Annotated in this window: 15 protein-coding genes and 1 tRNA gene; 5 read left to right on the top strand and 11 right to left on the bottom strand. The window is 53.7% G+C overall.

Going from position 1 to position 15,829, the window contains the following annotated elements; genetic code table 11:
• Positions 1 to 32 precede the first annotated feature (32 nt).
• Together ABLV17_RS05000 and ABLV17_RS04995 are read right to left on the bottom strand one after the other, a co-directional pair.
• Positions 33 to 698, bottom strand: coding sequence for an HAD family hydrolase (locus ABLV17_RS05000; RefSeq protein WP_348854116.1), 666 nt, complete (start codon positions 696 to 698; stop codon positions 33 to 35).
• An 80-nt stretch (positions 699 to 778) separates the two neighbouring features.
• A complete protein-coding gene (locus tag ABLV17_RS04995) occupies positions 779 to 1,576 on the bottom strand; it encodes a sulfite exporter TauE/SafE family protein (RefSeq protein WP_348854115.1) in 798 nt (265 codons plus the stop codon).
• A gap of 101 nt (positions 1,577 to 1,677) precedes the next feature.
• On the opposite strand from ABLV17_RS04995, the gene ABLV17_RS04990 reads away from it, so the two are divergent.
• Together ABLV17_RS04990 and ABLV17_RS04985 are read left to right on the top strand one after the other, a co-directional pair.
• The gene (locus tag ABLV17_RS04990) at positions 1,678 to 2,475 is read left to right on the top strand and encodes a helix-turn-helix transcriptional regulator (RefSeq protein ID WP_113374958.1); all 798 of its coding nucleotides are present in this window, start codon (positions 1,678 to 1,680) and stop codon (positions 2,473 to 2,475) included.
• A gap of 226 nt (positions 2,476 to 2,701) precedes the next feature.
• Entirely contained in the window at positions 2,702 to 3,268 is a 567-nt protein-coding gene (locus ABLV17_RS04985) for an NlpC/P60 family protein (protein WP_032707509.1), read from the top strand.
• A gap of 64 nt (positions 3,269 to 3,332) precedes the next feature.
• On the opposite strand, the gene phoE is transcribed toward ABLV17_RS04985, so the two are convergent.
• The gene (phoE, locus tag ABLV17_RS04980) at positions 3,333 to 4,385 is read right to left on the bottom strand and encodes a phosphoporin PhoE (RefSeq protein ID WP_015368078.1); all 1,053 of its coding nucleotides are present in this window, start codon (positions 4,383 to 4,385) and stop codon (positions 3,333 to 3,335) included.
• A gap of 289 nt (positions 4,386 to 4,674) precedes the next feature.
• Here phoE and proB point away from each other — a divergent pair, with 289 nt between their 5' ends.
• A complete protein-coding gene (gene proB / locus ABLV17_RS04975; RefSeq protein ID WP_015368077.1) occupies positions 4,675 to 5,778 on the top strand; it encodes a glutamate 5-kinase in 1,104 nt (367 codons plus the stop codon).
• 10 nt (positions 5,779 to 5,788) lie between these two features.
• Positions 5,789 to 7,042, top strand: coding sequence for a glutamate-5-semialdehyde dehydrogenase (gene proA / locus ABLV17_RS04970; RefSeq protein WP_348854114.1), 1,254 nt, complete (start codon positions 5,789 to 5,791; stop codon positions 7,040 to 7,042).
• Positions 7,043 to 7,145: 103 nt separating this feature from the next.
• Here proA and ABLV17_RS04965 read toward each other — a convergent pair whose 3' ends face one another.
• Entirely contained in the window at positions 7,146 to 8,252 is a 1,107-nt protein-coding gene (locus tag ABLV17_RS04965) for a DUF6708 domain-containing protein (protein ID WP_348854141.1), read from the bottom strand.
• Between the two features lie 382 nt (positions 8,253 to 8,634).
• On the opposite strand from ABLV17_RS04965, the gene ABLV17_RS04960 reads away from it, so the two are divergent.
• Positions 8,635 to 8,710 (top strand) — tRNA-Thr (locus tag ABLV17_RS04960).
• 204 nt (positions 8,711 to 8,914) lie between these two features.
• On the opposite strand, the gene tssG is transcribed toward ABLV17_RS04960, so the two are convergent.
• Genes tssG through ABLV17_RS04925 form a run of 7 tightly spaced genes read right to left on the bottom strand, consistent with a single transcriptional unit; the run spans position 8,915 to position 15,827 of the window.
• The gene (tssG, locus tag ABLV17_RS04955; RefSeq protein WP_348854113.1) at positions 8,915 to 9,982 is read right to left on the bottom strand and encodes a type VI secretion system baseplate subunit TssG; all 1,068 of its coding nucleotides are present in this window, start codon (positions 9,980 to 9,982) and stop codon (positions 8,915 to 8,917) included.
• Positions 9,946 to 11,160, bottom strand: a complete 1,215-nt coding sequence (locus tag ABLV17_RS04950) for a type VI secretion system baseplate subunit TssF (protein WP_348854112.1) — start codon at positions 11,158 to 11,160, stop codon at positions 9,946 to 9,948. Before ABLV17_RS04950 ends, tssG begins: the two co-directional genes overlap by 37 nt.
• Positions 11,142 to 11,729 (bottom strand): type VI secretion system baseplate subunit TssF, encoded by a 588-nt coding sequence (locus tag ABLV17_RS04945; protein WP_348854111.1) that lies wholly within the window; start codon positions 11,727 to 11,729, stop codon positions 11,142 to 11,144. Before ABLV17_RS04945 ends, ABLV17_RS04950 begins: the two co-directional genes overlap by 19 nt.
• 7 nt (positions 11,730 to 11,736) lie before the next feature.
• Positions 11,737 to 12,138 carry a hypothetical protein gene (locus ABLV17_RS04940; protein ID WP_348854110.1) on the bottom strand — a complete coding sequence of 134 codons (402 nt, stop codon included), beginning with the start codon at positions 12,136 to 12,138 and terminating at the stop codon, positions 11,737 to 11,739.
• The gene (locus ABLV17_RS04935; RefSeq protein WP_316425255.1) at positions 12,108 to 13,442 is read right to left on the bottom strand and encodes a phosphatase PAP2/dual specificity phosphatase family protein; all 1,335 of its coding nucleotides are present in this window, start codon (positions 13,440 to 13,442) and stop codon (positions 12,108 to 12,110) included. The genes ABLV17_RS04940 and ABLV17_RS04935 overlap by 31 nt, the downstream gene beginning before the upstream one ends.
• Complete coding sequence (locus ABLV17_RS04930; protein ID WP_316425254.1) at positions 13,435 to 15,198, bottom strand: bifunctional alpha/beta hydrolase/class I SAM-dependent methyltransferase; 1,764 nt, start codon at positions 15,196 to 15,198, stop codon at positions 13,435 to 13,437. The genes ABLV17_RS04935 and ABLV17_RS04930 overlap by 8 nt, the downstream gene beginning before the upstream one ends.
• The gene (locus tag ABLV17_RS04925) at positions 15,195 to 15,827 is read right to left on the bottom strand and encodes a lysophospholipid acyltransferase family protein (protein ID WP_348854109.1); all 633 of its coding nucleotides are present in this window, start codon (positions 15,825 to 15,827) and stop codon (positions 15,195 to 15,197) included. Before ABLV17_RS04925 ends, ABLV17_RS04930 begins: the two co-directional genes overlap by 4 nt.
• Positions 15,828 to 15,829 lie beyond the last annotated feature (2 nt).

Raw genomic sequence — 15,829 nt, 5'->3', positions numbered from 1 at the left:
TACCGGGGCTACGAACCAGGGAAAACGTCTCGTTATTCGATCCGCCACGCCAGCACCGGCCAGCCGTGCTGGGCGTTGGCTGCCAGCAGCTGCGGACAGGGGTTGACCAACCGCACGCGATCCGCATGCAGGCACAGGGGCAGGTCGTTTATCGAATCGGTATAAAAAGTGACTTCGCCAGTATAGTCAGGATGCGCCTCGCGCCACTGCGCCAGGCGCGTCACTTTGCCCTGCTGATAGCTCGGGGTACCGGCAATCACACCGCTGTAGCCGCCATCCGCCATTTCAACATCAATACCCAACGCCTGTTCAATTCCCAGCTCGGCGGCTATCGCCTGCACCAGCAGCGTTACCGAGGCGGAGATCACCAACATTTTTTCCCCTCGCGCCTGTAGGGTACGAATAACGTCCCATGCCTGTGGGTAGACCCGCGGCAACACCTTTTCGCGCACGAATCGCGCCACCAGCGTATCCACCTGCCCCTGCGGGATACCAATCAGCGGCGCCTGAATCAGCGCGACATAATCGGCGATATTCATTTCTCCGCGGTCGTAATCCGCCATCAGCTGCGCCTCGCGCGCCAGATATTCCGGGTCGCTCACCCAGCCTTCGCGCACCATAAACTGGCTCCACAGCGTACTACTGTCCCCTTTAATCAGGGTGTTATCCAGATCGAAAATCGTCACAGCATTAGACATCGGTCATTTTCCATAATCAGCAATATAAGCCTGCGAGAGCATGTATAAAGAAGATGACAGGAGCATGATCCGGCTGCGTTTCAGCCCACCCCGCCAAAGCCCATCGCCAGCAGCACCAGTAGCAATAGTAGCGGGTAGATCCGCACGTGCCAGCGATCGGGAAGTTTTGCCAACCAGCGCGATGCGCCCCGCAATCCCAGCCAGCTTCCGGCTACCAGCAATCCGGCCGCCAGCCACCAGATATTGCCGATGAAACCGGAGGGCAGCGCCGCCATCGGCGCCATCAGCAGCCACGCCAGGCTGGCGGTCGCCGCCAGCGGCAACGTCAACAGATTGGCCATCGCCGCGGCCTGCGCCATCGTCGCGCCACGCCGGCGCATCAGCGGTACGGTCATCACGCTGCCGCCAACGCCAAGGAAGGCGGCAATTAGGCCAATCCCGCCACCAAGAATAGTCTCGCGCCCTGCACTCGACGGTGCGCAAGCCGTCGACGGCGCCATAAAGCCGGGGCGAACGTAGCAATCCACGATGGTCACCGCCAGGTACAAAATGAACAGCCAGCGGATCCACTCGCCGTTGACCCTCAGCGCCAGCGCCGCGCCGGCAATACCGCCGATGGCGATGCCGCCAAGTATCGGCAGCAGGGAGCGCCAGTGAACCGTTCCGGCGCGCAGGTGGCGGCCGCTTGCCAACAGCGACGTGCACAGCATCACCAGCGCCGACGTCGCTACCGCTATTTGCATCGCCTGACCGCCTACTGTGTCCTGATGGCTCAGCAACAGGTAAAGCAGCGGCACGGTAACAAAGCCGCCGCCGAAGCCAAACAGCCAGGTGGTTACCCCGGACAACAGTCCGCAAACAAAAAGCCCAAATATCATCTACCGTTCCTCCATTCAGGGAGGTAACGATATAGAATAGCGGAATGGCTGACTTACGATTAAAAGCCAATATATTACGATTTTCAGCCAGGAGAGTACGCATGCGCAATATCGCGATTAATGATGTCGATCATCTGCCGCGCCGGGTATTAGGCCTGGGTAGCGATTATCCGCCTGACACCCTTTTACCACGCCATCATCATCGGCGAGCGCAGTTTCTCTATGCCGTGAATGGCTTAATGAAAGTCGAAACCGATGACGGCCAGTGGCTGGTGCCGCCGTTCAGCGGCGTATGGATACCCGCTAATAAACCGCATCGCGTCTGGATGCCGGGCGTGAGCACCCATAGTCTGTATATCGAACCGCAGGACGCGCCGCGCGCCGGCGTGCGCTGCGAAGTTTTGCAGGTTTCGCCGCTGCTACATCAACTGCTATTGGCCGCCTGCCAGTTGCCGCTGTTGTATGAAGAGAGCGGACATGATGCGGCGCTTATCGCCCTATTGCTGTTTGAACTGCAGGGCGCCCCGCCGCTGCCTATGTTTACGCCGCTGCCGCAACATCCGCGGCTGGCTGAACTATGCAGCGCGTTTCTCCTTCAGCCGGAGATTCACAGTACACCGGAGCTGTGGGCTCAAAAGATGAGTCAAAGCCTGCGCACCTTCAACCGCCGCTTTTTGCAGGAGACCGGGATGGCGTTTCGCGACTGGCGTCATAAAGCCTGCCTGATGTACGCTCTCACCGCCCTGCGAGAAGGCCGTAGCATTACCGACGTGGCATTAAGCCTTGGCTATGAGCATCCGGCGGCGTTTACCGCCATGTTCCGCAAAGCGATGGGCTATGCGCCAGCCTCTTTTATCCGCCATCTTAAAGGAGGCACGCCTGTCTCTCACGCCAGATAAATAAGAACATCCTGATTCTGGCCTGTTATATTTTGATTTAGATAGTAAATATTTATTAATAAATAAAATCACCGCGTTTACTATCTGAAAAATGTGCTTATTACGGTACCGGCGAATTTATGCCTGCGGTACGTAAGTTTTCGTAAATTTTGCGTTTCATCATTCTGACGTTTCCCTGAATACGCTATAAATGGCGACGGTCGATCCCTAACATGAAAATAACGACATGAAGCCCAAACTCACCCACGCTTTATTACTTGTTCCTTTATTGATTTTGGCAGGATGTTCATCTTCCCCAAAAAAACCGCCCAAGGCGGTGGCGCAGCATCATTACGAGCCAATCGACAGCGGCTCCGACGATCTGATACCGGTGCTGGCCGCCCTGCATGATCAGATGCACACCTGGGACGGCACCCCTTATGAATGGGGCGGCACCGACCAGAGCGGCGTCGACTGTTCCGGCTTTGTCTGGCGTACGCTGAAGGACCGCTTCAATCTGCCAATGGACCGCGTGACCACCGGCGATCTTCTGCATATGGGCGTGCGCGTTAGCAAGCAGCAGCTGCGGCCTGGCGATTTAGTCTTCTTCCGCATTCACGGCGGCATGCACGTCGGTTTCTACGATACCGACCACAATTTCCTGCACGCCTCCGCAAGCCAGGGCGTCATGCGTTCGTCGCTGGATAATCCGTACTGGAACCGCGTATTTTATCAGGCGCGGCGCTTGCCGAAGGAATATAACGCGCAGATCACCATGAATAACGACAATCTGCATCTGGCGAAAAACCGCTAATCCTGACAAATAAAAACCGCGGCGCTCAGGGCCGCGGTTTTTATTTTTCTTGCGCTCAGTTTTATCAGAACTGATAGGTCATCCCCAGCGCGACGATGTCATCATCGTTAATACCGAGCTTATTATCGCTCTTCAGCTGGTTAATTTTGTAATCCACAAAGGCGTTCATGTTTTTGTTGAAGTAGTAGGTCAGGCCGACGTCAATATAGTTGACCAGGTCTTCGCTGCCGACACCTTCAATATCCTTGCCTTTCGACAGTACATAACCCAGAGACGGACGCAGACCGAAATCGAACTGATACTGGGCGACCGCTTCAAAGTTCTGCGCTTTATTCGCAAAACCACCGCTGATCGGGGTCATTTTGCGGGTCTCAGAGTACATTGTCGCCAGGTAGATATTGTTGGCGTCGTACTTCAGGCCGGTAGCCCAGGCTTCCGCTTTGGAACCCTGGCCGCGCGCCAGCAGGTTCTGATCGTTGGTACGGTCAGAGCTGGTATAAGCCGCGCTAACGGCGAAATCACTGCCGCCGAAATCATAGCTTAAAGAGGTGCCGAAGCCGTCGCCGTTCTGTTTTTTCGCTTCGCGGCCTTCGTTTTTACCCTGGTATTGCAGGGTCATATTCAGACCATCGACCAGGCCGAAGAAATCGGTGTTGCGGTAGGTCGCCAGGCCGCTGGCGCGTTTGGTCATGAAGTTATCGGTCTGCGCGGAAGAGTCGCCGCCGAACTCCGGGAACATATCGGTCCAGGCTTCAACGTCGTACAGCGCGCCGAGGTTACGACCATAGTCAAATGATCCAAACTCTTTTAACTTCACGCCGGCAAACGCCAGACGGGTTTTCTGCGAGGAATCGCTTTCGGTTTTATTGCCGGAGAATTCGGATTCCCAGCGGCCATAACCGGTCAGTTGATCGTTGATCTGCGTTTCGCCTTTGATACCGAAGCGAACGTAGGTCTGGTCGCCATCCTTGCTGTCATAATCGCTGAAGTAGTGCATGGCTTTCACTTTGCCGTACACGTCCAGTTTATTGCCGTCTTTATTGTATACTTCCGCTGCCTGTGAAGCCGAAGAAGCAACAAAACCCATCATCATTAATGCCAGTGAACGCTTTTTCATTATGTGGTCCTGGTGATTTATTTACACGCGCTTATCAATTCCGGGCGAAGGCCCCGTCAAAAACTGGAGGTTTTTTAACGCTGTAGTGTTAAATATTTATGACGAAATGGAACTTTTTATAAAAAAGAATGTTTAAATATTTCCGTCATAAATATGTCACCTTGCCTGCGCAGAATGCCCGATCCGCGCAATAAAATGGCTTGACCAATACGCCAGCAGTTGGCAAGCGGCCTGACTCCTGTTACAACATCAGCTCGATCTCGATATTCCTTTTGAACGGCAGAAAATCATGAGTGATAGCCAGACGCTGGTGGTAAAACTGGGCACCAGTGTTTTAACGGGCGGATCCCGACGCCTGAACCGCGCCCATATCGTTGAGTTAGTGCGCCAGTGCGCGCAGCTGCATGCCATGGGGCACCGCATTGTGATTGTGACTTCCGGGGCCATCGCCGCCGGACGTGAACACCTCGGCTACCCTGAACTGCCCGCCACCATTGCCTCAAAACAGCTGTTGGCGGCAGTCGGCCAAAGCCGTCTTATCCAGCTATGGGAACAGCTTTTTTCTATTTACGGCATTCATGTCGGCCAGATGCTGCTGACCCGTGCCGATATGGAAGATCGCGAGCGGTTCCTCAACGCCCGCGATACCCTGCGCGCGCTGCTGGATAACAATATTGTGCCGGTCATTAATGAGAATGACGCCGTCGCCACCGCTGAAATCAAAGTCGGCGACAACGATAATCTTTCCGCCCTGGCGGCCATTCTCGCCGGCGCCGATAAACTGCTGCTGTTGACCGATCAGCCGGGACTTTTTACCGCCGACCCGCGCAGCAATCCGCAGGCCGAGCTTATTAAAGATGTCTACGGCATCGATGACGCGCTGCGCGCCATCGCAGGCGATAGCGTTTCCGGCCTCGGCACCGGCGGCATGGGCACCAAACTTCAGGCCGCGGACGTCGCCTGTCGCGCGGGCATCGATACCATAATCGCCGCCGGCAACCGCCCGGACGTTATCGGCCACGCGATGGAAGGCCTGCCGGTGGGCACCTGTTTCCACGCTCAGGAATCACCGCTGGAGAACCGCAAACGCTGGATCTTCGGCGCGCCGCCGGCCGGTGAAATCACCGTCGATGCCGGGGCGACCCAGGCTATTCTGGAAAGAGGAAGCTCATTGCTGCCAAAAGGCATCAAAACCGTCAGCGGGAATTTCTCCCGCGGCGAAGTTATCCGAATCCGCAGTAGCGAAGGGCGCGATATCGCTCACGGCGTAAGCCGCTATAACAGCGACGCCCTGCGCCTGATCGCCGGGCAGCACTCGCAGCAAATCGATGCCATCCTCGGCTATGAATACGGCCCGGTGGCCGTCCATCGCGACGATATGATTACCCGTTAAGGAGCTGAAAATGCTGGAACAAATGGGCATTGCGGCCAAAGCGGCCTCTTACCAACTCGCGCTGCTTTCCAGCCGAGAGAAAAATCAGGTTCTGAACAAGATTGCTGATTATCTGGAAGCGCAGACCGAAGACATCCTGCGCGCCAACGCCGAAGACCTCAGCGACGCCCGCGCCAATGGCCTGAGCGACGCGATGCTCGATCGTCTGGCGCTGACGCCGGCGCGCCTGCGCGGCATCGCCGATGACGTGCGTCAGGTGTGTAGCTTGGCGGATCCGGTCGGCCAGGTGATTGACGGCGGTCTGCTGGATAGCGGCCTGCGTATCGAACGTCGCCGCGTGCCGCTGGGAGTGATCGGCGTGATTTATGAAGCGCGGCCAAACGTGACCGTCGATGTCGCCTCTCTGTGCCTGAAGACCGGCAACGCGGCTATTCTGCGCGGCGGTAAAGAGACCTGGCGTACCAACGCCGCGACGGTGAAAGTGATTCAACAGGCGCTGCAGGAGTGCGGCCTGCCGGCTGCCGCGGTGCAGGCAATCGAGAGCCCGGATCGCGCGCTGGTCGGCGAAATGCTGAAGATGGATAAATACATCGATATGCTGATCCCGCGCGGCGGCGCAGGCCTGCATAAGCTGTGCCGCGAGCAATCCACCATCCCGGTAATCACCGGCGGTATCGGCGTGTGCCATATTTTCGTCGACGATTCGGCAGAGATCGCACCGGCGCTGAAGATCATCGTGAACGCCAAGACCCAGCGCCCGAGCACCTGCAATACCGCCGAGACGCTGCTGGTACATCGTAATATCGCCGATACCTTCCTGCCTGCGCTGAGCAAACAGATGGCGGAGAGCGGCGTGACGCTGCATGCCGATCCGGCCGCCCTGCCCCTTCTGCAGAACGGTCCGGCGAAGGTGGAGCCGGTGAAAGCGGAGCAGTACGACGACGAGTATTTGTCGCTGGATCTGAACGTGAAAGTTGTCGCCGATCTCGATGATGCGATTGCCCATATTCGCGCGCACGGTACCCAGCATTCAGATGCTATTCTGACGCGTACCCTGCGCCATGCGAATCGCTTTATTAATGAAGTGGATTCGTCGGCGGTATACGTTAACGCTTCTACCCGCTTCACCGACGGCGGCCAGTTCGGCCTCGGCGCGGAGGTGGCGGTCAGCACCCAGAAGCTGCACGCCCGCGGGCCGATGGGCCTGGAAGCGCTGACTACCTATAAGTGGATTGGTTTCGGCGACGATACCATTCGTGCTTAACGCTAAGCGGGTGATGCAAAAGTAGCCGTTTGATTCGAAAGGGCATTGACGCATCACCCACTTAGTTTCATGCTGAACCCGATCTCTGCTTATACGAAAATACTCAACCTTTATCTTTGAGAATATTTTTCTTTTTACGGTACCATCTTCTGGTCGATTTTTTCACCGCTACCGGAGCCGTGTCATCAACATATTCAAGTTCCTCTCGATTGAGCAACAATTTCTCCTGAATATCCGCTGGAAAATCATCAAGCGCTGTCAGCTTAGGTATTTGCTTCCCTTGTTTACCGGCTTCCCTAATCACCTTAGGCCAGCGAGGTTGCCAACAAAACAACTCTGACAGGAAATAAAGTAAACTCATCAATGTCACAGCCAGTCCCGCCAGGGGTAGCATTAATATGGAAAAACCATGCAATGGCCAAAAAAAACCCCGCATCGACTCCAACTGCACGCTGACGCCATGCCAGGGTAACGGTAGCAGTGAGGTAATCGCAGGTTTGGGTAATCCTTCAGGCCCATTCTCCATATAACGACGAATAAACTCCCACTCATCCTTAATATCTTGCCCGGTAGTGGCCTGTTTCCCAATAGCCATATAGTCAACATAGGGTAAACCAGTGTTAATTGGTTCCCATACCAATAGATTTCTTGAGCCCATAACGGGTAATACTTTCGATTTTGCTGAGACACCTGGCTGAGTATCCTCCCAGCGATACACGGCGACACCACCACAATACTTAGGCCGTTGAATATAAACCTGCCGAGTAATCCGATTAAAACGAACGCGTAAATGCCGGTGAGTGAAAATCTCAAGCCGCACAATTTTATAGGCAAGAAAAAAAGAAGCCAAAAAAATTGAAGAACATAAAACTACAAAAATACTTGCAAGAATCTGACCAGCCTGTAAACAAACATATGCCAACTGAGCGGAACCACAGCCAAAAAATAAAAAAGCCAAAGATAATAAACTTAAAGGACCGCGCCTTTCCTCCATCATGCCGCCACGAATTTCTAAATATATATCATTATAGGCATAATATGGACCTAATGGTTTAGGATTTTTGCTACATGATTTTGTATGGTCGATAACAGATTCACTAACTTTAACCTTATTAAATCGTGAGTAACCATGTTCCTCCCAAATTGAACCACTCAACACTCTCTCCTGCATTGAGCTTGTTGCATAGCTCCAAATCTGCCATTCAATCATATACACTATAGGACACTCCCTTCCCAATAAAATCAGCCTGATGAATAAATATGATGAAATTAATAATAAAAACAAAAATGGCGTGAATACATTATTCAAATAGAAATCACAAAATAATAAAATACAAAAAAATAGCATTTATTGGAATAAGGAAATGACGTTTTGCCTCTATCGGTTCCGACCCCATCTCCCCCGCGGGCCGATGGGCCTGGAAGCGCTGACTACCTATAAGTGGATTGGTTTCGGCGACGATACCATTCGTGCTTAACGCTAAGCGGGTGATGCAAAAGTAGCCGTTTGATTCGAAAGGGCATTGACGCATCACCCACTTAGTTTTAACCTTCTACCCCGTGCTTCACGCAGGTGAACGCGTCCTTTCAGGGCCGATATAGCTCAGTTGGTAGAGCAGCGCATTCGTAATGCGAAGGTCGTAGGTTCGACTCCTATTATCGGCACCATTTCAACGTCTATCCCCATCGATGAAACCCTATGTCTTTATGCGGATCCAGGCCGTATGGGCATCTGGAGAATTCTCCAGGTAACCATTCCCACCACGTCTCATGCCAGACAGGGTCTGCGGTATTTTTGTTCTCGATAATCACATTTATAGTAGCTGTGCCGTCAACACTCACTAACCCGGTATCTCGGCTTCGCAAACACAATTAGTCTTCCTCGAAACCTTTTCCTCGCAGTTTCCCCATCTTCGTGCGCAACGTCTGCGGCATCTCGTCTTCGTTATCATCTCTGAGGCCTGACATGATGTTGTACCCGATAAAAAGCCCCGCTTTCCCCAGCCCTGGACGAGGTAAAATGCGAGTGGGAACGGTCAAATATATGTCTGCATCGTAGTCACACCCCAGATATGCTTTCAGCAGCGCAAACACATCCTTGCGCAGTTGTCCTTGCGGCCACCAGCCTTTGGCCTCTTTGGCATCCTCGGTGTACATTTCAATGCGCATGCAGTAGTTAAGGGTTTCCACTTCATCCCCCATAATGAGGCGCTCGCGCAGCGCCATAGGATTCTTCAGCGTCAGGCGTGTACGCTCATCAACTGACATGGTAACCGGGTGATGTGGAAAGACTTCTACCCGTGTACTGAGAGCCTGACTGCGTATCACAGCGGCCACCCCTTCCGTGGTCAACGTGGTATGCATCATCGGCCCAAGGATAGCCAGCAATCGAGAAGCGGGTAAATCATCCGTTTGTGTTATACCGGCCAGCGCCATGAGGCTACGGGAGAATTTATCCGTTCCCCCTTCTTCATACGATGACGGATAATTGTACTTCCGCTGAATACGGTAAAACTGCGTCATCATCCGGTGATTGAAGATATCCAGAAATGCAGCCATCGCATCAGCCCCCTCTCGCCCCTGATTGATATCATCAACATAGGCCGTCGGAAGCGGCGAATCCACGCCATATAGCCCATGGAATGTTGTTCTGACCGTTGGCGGGTCATCAGGATGAGCCGGATCGGTCTCCGTTTTTTTCAGTTCACTGGTCGGAAAGCCGAGATGTGGGTCGGGACGGAACCGAACAGCATCCTGGCTCAGCTTCCCCGCTGCACCTAGCTTTCTGCCGCTGAATTTCTCCACTAGCTCACAAAAGCGGTAGAAATTGAACATGGCCGTCTGGTCTTTGCCCTCTTTATCCAGCCAGAACGGTGGCAAACTCTTTTTTTCGTCTGCTGAATTCACATCAACACCCTGTGGATCGTGCGCATAGGCCATTCCCATTTCGTCCCTGACTCAGCCAGAGTGACCGTCAATTGAGTAAAACGGGCAATGCTGGCGTACTGCGTAAAAAATTGCTCTAGCAACTCGCAGAACAATCTCGCGTCCCCAATGCCACTGAACTGCGTTTCATCCAGCTCAATAGTAATATGTACGCCGTGCCACTCTTCCGCCGAACTGTATGCCTGTTTATAGCTGACGTGACTTACCCCATTGATACGGCGAAGGTTATCCTTATCCTCTGTCCAGTTGAACAGCAGCAATACCGCGCGAAGATTTTTGGCGCTATCGATCATCCGGCTTAGAGCACGTGGATGTAGCAAAGCCATCGCATGCCACTGATATAACTCGGACAATGGTGGATAGCACGGCATAGAGGGAGCCTGCCTGGTTTGGCAGCATAGCGACTGGTTGCCGGCGGTCGTCATACCATCAAACACGGCATTATCCAGCGCCATACGTGGGTAGTTGCCGTTGGTACAGGTGATGTTCAAAAACAGCGTCGCATTTTCTTCCTGCAGATCCTGTTCACCCGCCGTCCCTCCCAGCATCAACAATGTTTCATGCATTCCGGTAACACCCCGCCAGATACGGGTGTGGAAGTAACGTTCAGGCCAGCTATCTTTACGCTGCAACATCCCGCCCTTGTGCCAGAACTGCCGAAACGGCACGTACTGTCGCTTGTCCAGCGTTTCACTCGCGGCCATCTTATCCACACTGTAAATTTCAGTGTGATGATCGCGCAGCCGGTGTGGACGAAGCCGGTAATCCAGTTTTGCGGGTTCCACCTTCAGGGGTTCAGCGTTGAGCGAAAACAAATTGATGAGCGGTACACAGTGGATACGCAGAGTATCCTCCGGCACGGAAATATCCCGGTTCAGTGGCTTGCTCAGATGAAGTTCCAGCTCAAAATACTGACAGTCTTCCCCGAGCAGCAGCGTTTCAAGGCCCGTCAGGGTAAAGAACGCAAACCGGGCCGGGAAGCTGAAGTATTCCAGTAATGGGCGAACCTCACCGCACAGCGCCGGGCTTTCACTATCCGGCCAGACTGAGGACCAGTTTTGCTGCCAGCGCGACGACAGTTTGCCGTGAAACGGCTGCGGATCGAGATTGCCTGTTTGCGGCAAGCGCACCGTGATATGCGAGACATGATGCGTCAGCGCCAGATACAGCATCGACTGTAAGGGGCGATCGCCGTGAATGTAGAGCGAGATCTGCTCAAATCCGTCTGCGATGGATCGGCGTACTTACCAAATGAAAACTTCAGCGCCAGCACCTGGTGACCATCCGGATGCAACTGCTGTCTGACGTGATGCAGCGTCAACGGGTGCAGTACCAGTTCGTCGGTCGTGCGGTATGGGCAGCGCAGGCCGGTATCATCCATTGGCCGGGTCAGCAATGTTGTGCCTGTGGGAATAACCACATCCCTGACCTGCGCAACCATTTCCGGGGACAGCTCGACTACGGCCATCGAGGGCTGTGTCCGGTTGGCTATCGGCAGCAGATGCCCCAGCAGCGGCTCTGTCAGCTCCGGGATATCGTCATCAATCTGGCGACGCAACCGCGCCATCATCAGCGCAAAGCCCTGAAACAGCCGTTCGACAGACTCATCAGCTTTATGAGACTGTCGGTCGATGCCCAGCCGCCGACCGGCCTCCGGGTGTTGTTCAGCAAACTCACGCGCCGCCGCCCTCAGCCAGCGCATTTCGGCGTCAAAATATTTCAGAAAATCATGGTCATTCATAGGCTGGTTAATCCACCAACGTAAAAGACTGGTAAAGGACTGTGCACAGTGAGGCGACCCACAGCGCCATTAGCGAAAACATGGCCCAGTAAAAAAGGTTTCTCGCCCCACGCCAGCGTTCAGCCAGCGTACGAGTGTTACCCGTCTTTTTGGCCCACAAATGCGCCATACCGTTATCAAATTCAGCGAGATCGCTGTCACTCTCAATGAGCTGAAAAAGTCGTTCATCCAGCCATATACGCCAACAGTAATAATGGGTCAGCAAAAAGAGTCCCATCAGCAACACGCAATCGAGTGAAAACAACAGGTTAAAGATCAACACCAAAGGTGGCAGCGTCAGGGCAGCAAAGTAGCGCCAGCTCGATAGATGAATGTGCATTATTTGGTGGGTCTTAGTGATATCTGACATTGCAGCTCCTTGCTGAATGTTTCCAGAACCTGAAGATGGGCGGGCGTAAGCACCACCTGAGGCCGCCGGGATTTGATTAACGCCACGGCCTGCGTGACCGACCCGGCGAGCCCTTCACTTAGCAGCCAGGCCGCAACAACCGTTGCACTGCGGGATAAGCCTAAGGCACAGCATACCAGCACACTTTCATGTTCTTGCTGCAGTTGACTGAGCTTCATCACGGCCTGGTGGATGTCCCGGACGCCCGGCACCACCAAATCCATCAGCGGGTAAGCCTCCCAGTGATCTGCTTTGCGGCGGCCCTTATGAAATTCAGCCGTCAGATCGAAAACGGCGGCCTGCGTCATGGTTCTATCCGGAAAGCGACCCAATGCCACGCCGTCATAAACAACGTTGCTCAGAGATATCCGTCGGGAAAACCATTGTTTTGAAAGCCATGTCCCGGCTAAATAGGGGAACAACATCCAGCGGGCAGAAAGGGATAAATCGCCGTGATTATTTTTCTGAAACACCGACACTCCGAGCCCGGTATAGCCCGCCGCCACCATCAATAATGCCGCTGCAAGCCACAGCAAAATGAAGCCGTGGGGGATCCACAAACCCACTAACAAAAACACTATTCCACCAGCACCATATTTCGCTGCGAGACGTACGGCGTGCGCTGATGGGCGCTTCCACCGCCAGTGGCCTTCAACCGGAATGGCATAGCTAATCACCACGCCGACCACAAACCCGCTAACGACATCGATGAAATGGTGCTGCCAGGTGGTAAGCACAGATACCGCTATCAGCAAAAACCACGCACTGGAAAGCAGCTTTGCACCCTTCCCCAGATGCTGACGAAAACGCAGCCACAACAGCCATGTCAGGATGATATGCAGCGACGGAGCCTGGTTATAAGGCAAATCAAACTGTTCGAGCTGTTGAAACAGCCAGCCAAACATCCCCTGCGTTTCTGGGCGCATGAAAGTGAATTTCAGCGGAAACAGGAGAAAGCCGACGCAGGCAATAAGTGATGCGGCAAGCAGCCGACAACCGTGACGGGTCAGCTCCTGCTTTGAAGTACAGATAAACAGCGAAATGCCATACAGTAGGTCAATACTCCAGTAAGGTACGATGGTCCAGGGCATAAACGGGATAACATGTTCCCACCCGAGGACCATGCTTCCCACATCAGGACGTGTAGCCGTGAACTGATTCACCTGTCCATAGCTGAAGAAAAACAGCGGTCCCAACAACACCAGCCAGCACAGCCCCCGTTTCCAGAGACTGGCGTTGTTCTGTATAAGCGCGGACTCAGCCATGCTGCTTTCTCACGGCCAGCGAGACGGTGAAAATACCAAACTCATCAATCACCTGGTGGCATTTCTCGAAGCCCGCCTGCTCCACCAGCGTATCCATCTCTTTCTGCGTGCGCACACGCATCATCCACGGAATGCCGTTCTGGTGGCTGGTTAAGGTATAAGCGATAGTTTTTAACTGCGGATGCCACGGCTGCCCGGTGTAGACCAGCATGCCACCAGGCGGTATTGCCGCAGCCAGCCCGGCGAGCGAGGCTTTGATTAAGGCGTTATCCGGGAAGAGTTCATATAGCCCGGAAACGATCCCCAGTGTAGGAGCTGGCCCAAGTGTAGCGAGAGAGTCATAGTCAAAAGCATTGCCCTTTTTGAACTGAGCGACATGGCTTAACCCTCGCCCTTCAATCATGGTCTGGCCTTTCTCAACGTTCAGGTCGCTGTAATCACGCAGCAGGATACTTTCGATATCCTGATGTTTCTCCAGCGCGTCGAGCACATAGCGACCGTGTCCGGCTGCGATATCCACTACACGTACCGGCATATCACTCTCTTTCAGCCGGGCGACAGCCTGCTCTATGACCTGCTGAATATTGACTTTTCGTACCCGGATCCCCTGCCAGCCAATACTGCTCAGGTAGTGTCGGTCAATCATGCGCCCCAGAATACCTTTGCCTTCCGGATAGTTACGGTACACATAATCCAGCGTACTGCCGGAATCAAAACCCGTCTCGTAGCCCAGACGCATCCCTTTTGACAGTCTGCCGATTGTTTTCATGCCATAGCTCATTGAGGAATAGAACATCCCCTCCAGCGAGAGTGCTTTTGGCGGTGCCTGCAGTTCGCGGTACGCGTCGGCACTCGGGCTCCACTGGTCTTCATGGCTGTAATCGAAAGTGTAAGGTTTTACCGCATAGAGTTTGTCGATAAAGGTTTTCATTTTATCGAAGGCCATAGCCCTGTCTTTTTCACCCAGCGTATCGTGATAGAAACCGGGTAAAATATGCTGCTCTTTGATAGAACTTCGCAGACCGGCGTAGAATTGTTTTTGCGGCTTCGCATGCACGACAAAATCATCGCCAGAGATAAGTAATTGGGTCGGCAGCGTAATGGCGGCAGAGTCGGACACAATGCGCTCAGCCGTTTTGTAGAGATCGAGAAGAATGTTCACCGCGATTGCCCGTGTGATGAGTTTATCCTGTTCAAAACTGGCAACACGCTCCGGATCGTGGGTAAGGAATTTCCCTTTCACGTAGGAGTTGACGTAGAACAGGCCACGGATCCTCTGCATCAACCCAAGGCCCGTTCGGGCAAACGGCACATACAGTTTGACCTTAAAGGCCGGAGAAGCCAGCACCATCCCCCGAATTTTCGGCGCATAGTCGTGAACCCAGGTAGAGACCAGTACCGCCCCCACGCTCTGCGCAATCACTACGATATCCTCAAGGCTGACCTGCGCGTCCTTCGCCACAAAACGAACAAACTCATCCACGTCCAGAACAGAGCGAGCCAGGCTCGGGCTGTAACCACGATCGCCCGGCGATTGACCGTGACCGCGAGCATCCCAGGCGTAAAAATGCGTATCGGGCATATCCAGCTCATCGACAATGTGCTGCAGACGCCCGGAATGTTCATGCCCGCGGTGAAACAGCACGATCACTTTCTTACCGTTGCCTTCCGTTGCAGGCCAGTGGCGAAAATAGAGCGACTCTCCATCGCTGGTTGCGAATGTACTTTCCTGAAATAAACGCGCTTCCTGACTCATGTGATTTTCCTTGTCACCTGCTGTTGTAATGTGACGAAACGAGTGAATAACGATTGTTTAAAAGTGACTTTATCCGCGTCGTAAAACAGCGGTTCGTCGATAAAGATGTCGATAAAAAACGGCACGGGGATTTTCTGCCTTTTGCCCATTGAGCGCTCCAGACCGTGCATGTAGACGGGTATAATCGGCACCTCCGGACACTGCTGGCTTAAATGCCAGATGCCGGATTTGATCTCTGCGAATTTCCCCGGCTCGCCGCGCGTGCCTTCAGGGAAAATAATCACAATTTTCTTTGCTGCTAGTGCATCGACACAAGCCTGCAGCGGATTGGCCTGATGGGCTCCACGATAAACAGGAATGATGCCGATGACCTTCAGTGCAAACCAGCCAATCACTTTGTTTCGCAGGAAATAGTCTGCCGCCGCCACGGGCTGCACGTTCACCAGTGTTGAAAGTGGAAACAGCGTGAACAACGTCAGCACATCCAGATGGCTGTTGTGGTTCGCCACGATAATCGCCGGGCCTTCCACAGGCAGCTTTTTGCGGCCTGACACGCGAACGCCCAGCCATATCCAGACCACGGGGTACGCAATACACAACGTAAAGATCCAGCGCAGAAAACGATTCATCT

Source organism: Klebsiella sp. CN_Kp091 (assembly GCF_040065095.1).
Classification (GTDB): domain Bacteria; phylum Pseudomonadota; class Gammaproteobacteria; order Enterobacterales; family Enterobacteriaceae; genus Klebsiella; species Klebsiella aerogenes.
Note: the sequence above shows the minus strand (reverse complement) of the source record. Positions and strands in the feature narration are given on the sequence as shown.

Excerpts from the sequence above, each read along its gene's own strand:
- proB (WP_015368077.1), top strand. The coding sequence starts at position 4,675 with ATGAGTGATAGCCAGACGCTGGTGGTAAAACTGGGCACCAGTGTTTTA.
- tssG (WP_348854113.1), bottom strand. The coding sequence starts at position 9,982 with ATGGCCTATGCGCACGATCCACAGGGTGTTGATGTGAATTCAGCAGAC.
- proA (WP_348854114.1), top strand. The coding sequence starts at position 5,789 with ATGCTGGAACAAATGGGCATTGCGGCCAAAGCGGCCTCTTACCAACTC.
- ABLV17_RS04945 (WP_348854111.1), bottom strand. The coding sequence starts at position 11,729 with ATGAATGACCATGATTTTCTGAAATATTTTGACGCCGAAATGCGCTGG.
- ABLV17_RS05000 (WP_348854116.1), bottom strand. The coding sequence starts at position 698 with ATGTCTAATGCTGTGACGATTTTCGATCTGGATAACACCCTGATTAAA.
- ABLV17_RS04990 (WP_113374958.1), top strand. The coding sequence starts at position 1,678 with ATGCGCAATATCGCGATTAATGATGTCGATCATCTGCCGCGCCGGGTA.
- phoE (WP_015368078.1), bottom strand. The coding sequence starts at position 4,385 with ATGAAAAAGCGTTCACTGGCATTAATGATGATGGGTTTTGTTGCTTCT.
- ABLV17_RS04995 (WP_348854115.1), bottom strand. The coding sequence starts at position 1,576 with ATGATATTTGGGCTTTTTGTTTGCGGACTGTTGTCCGGGGTAACCACC.
- ABLV17_RS04930 (WP_316425254.1), bottom strand. The coding sequence starts at position 15,198 with ATGAGTCAGGAAGCGCGTTTATTTCAGGAAAGTACATTCGCAACCAGC.
- ABLV17_RS04940 (WP_348854110.1), bottom strand. The coding sequence starts at position 12,138 with ATGTCAGATATCACTAAGACCCACCAAATAATGCACATTCATCTATCG.
- ABLV17_RS04925 (WP_348854109.1), bottom strand. The coding sequence starts at position 15,827 with ATGAATCGTTTTCTGCGCTGGATCTTTACGTTGTGTATTGCGTACCCC.
- ABLV17_RS04965 (WP_348854141.1), bottom strand. The coding sequence starts at position 8,252 with ATGATTGAATGGCAGATTTGGAGCTATGCAACAAGCTCAATGCAGGAG.
- ABLV17_RS04985 (WP_032707509.1), top strand. The coding sequence starts at position 2,702 with ATGAAGCCCAAACTCACCCACGCTTTATTACTTGTTCCTTTATTGATT.
- ABLV17_RS04950 (WP_348854112.1), bottom strand. The coding sequence starts at position 11,160 with ATGCTGTATCTGGCGCTGACGCATCATGTCTCGCATATCACGGTGCGC.
- ABLV17_RS04935 (WP_316425255.1), bottom strand. The coding sequence starts at position 13,442 with ATGGCTGAGTCCGCGCTTATACAGAACAACGCCAGTCTCTGGAAACGG.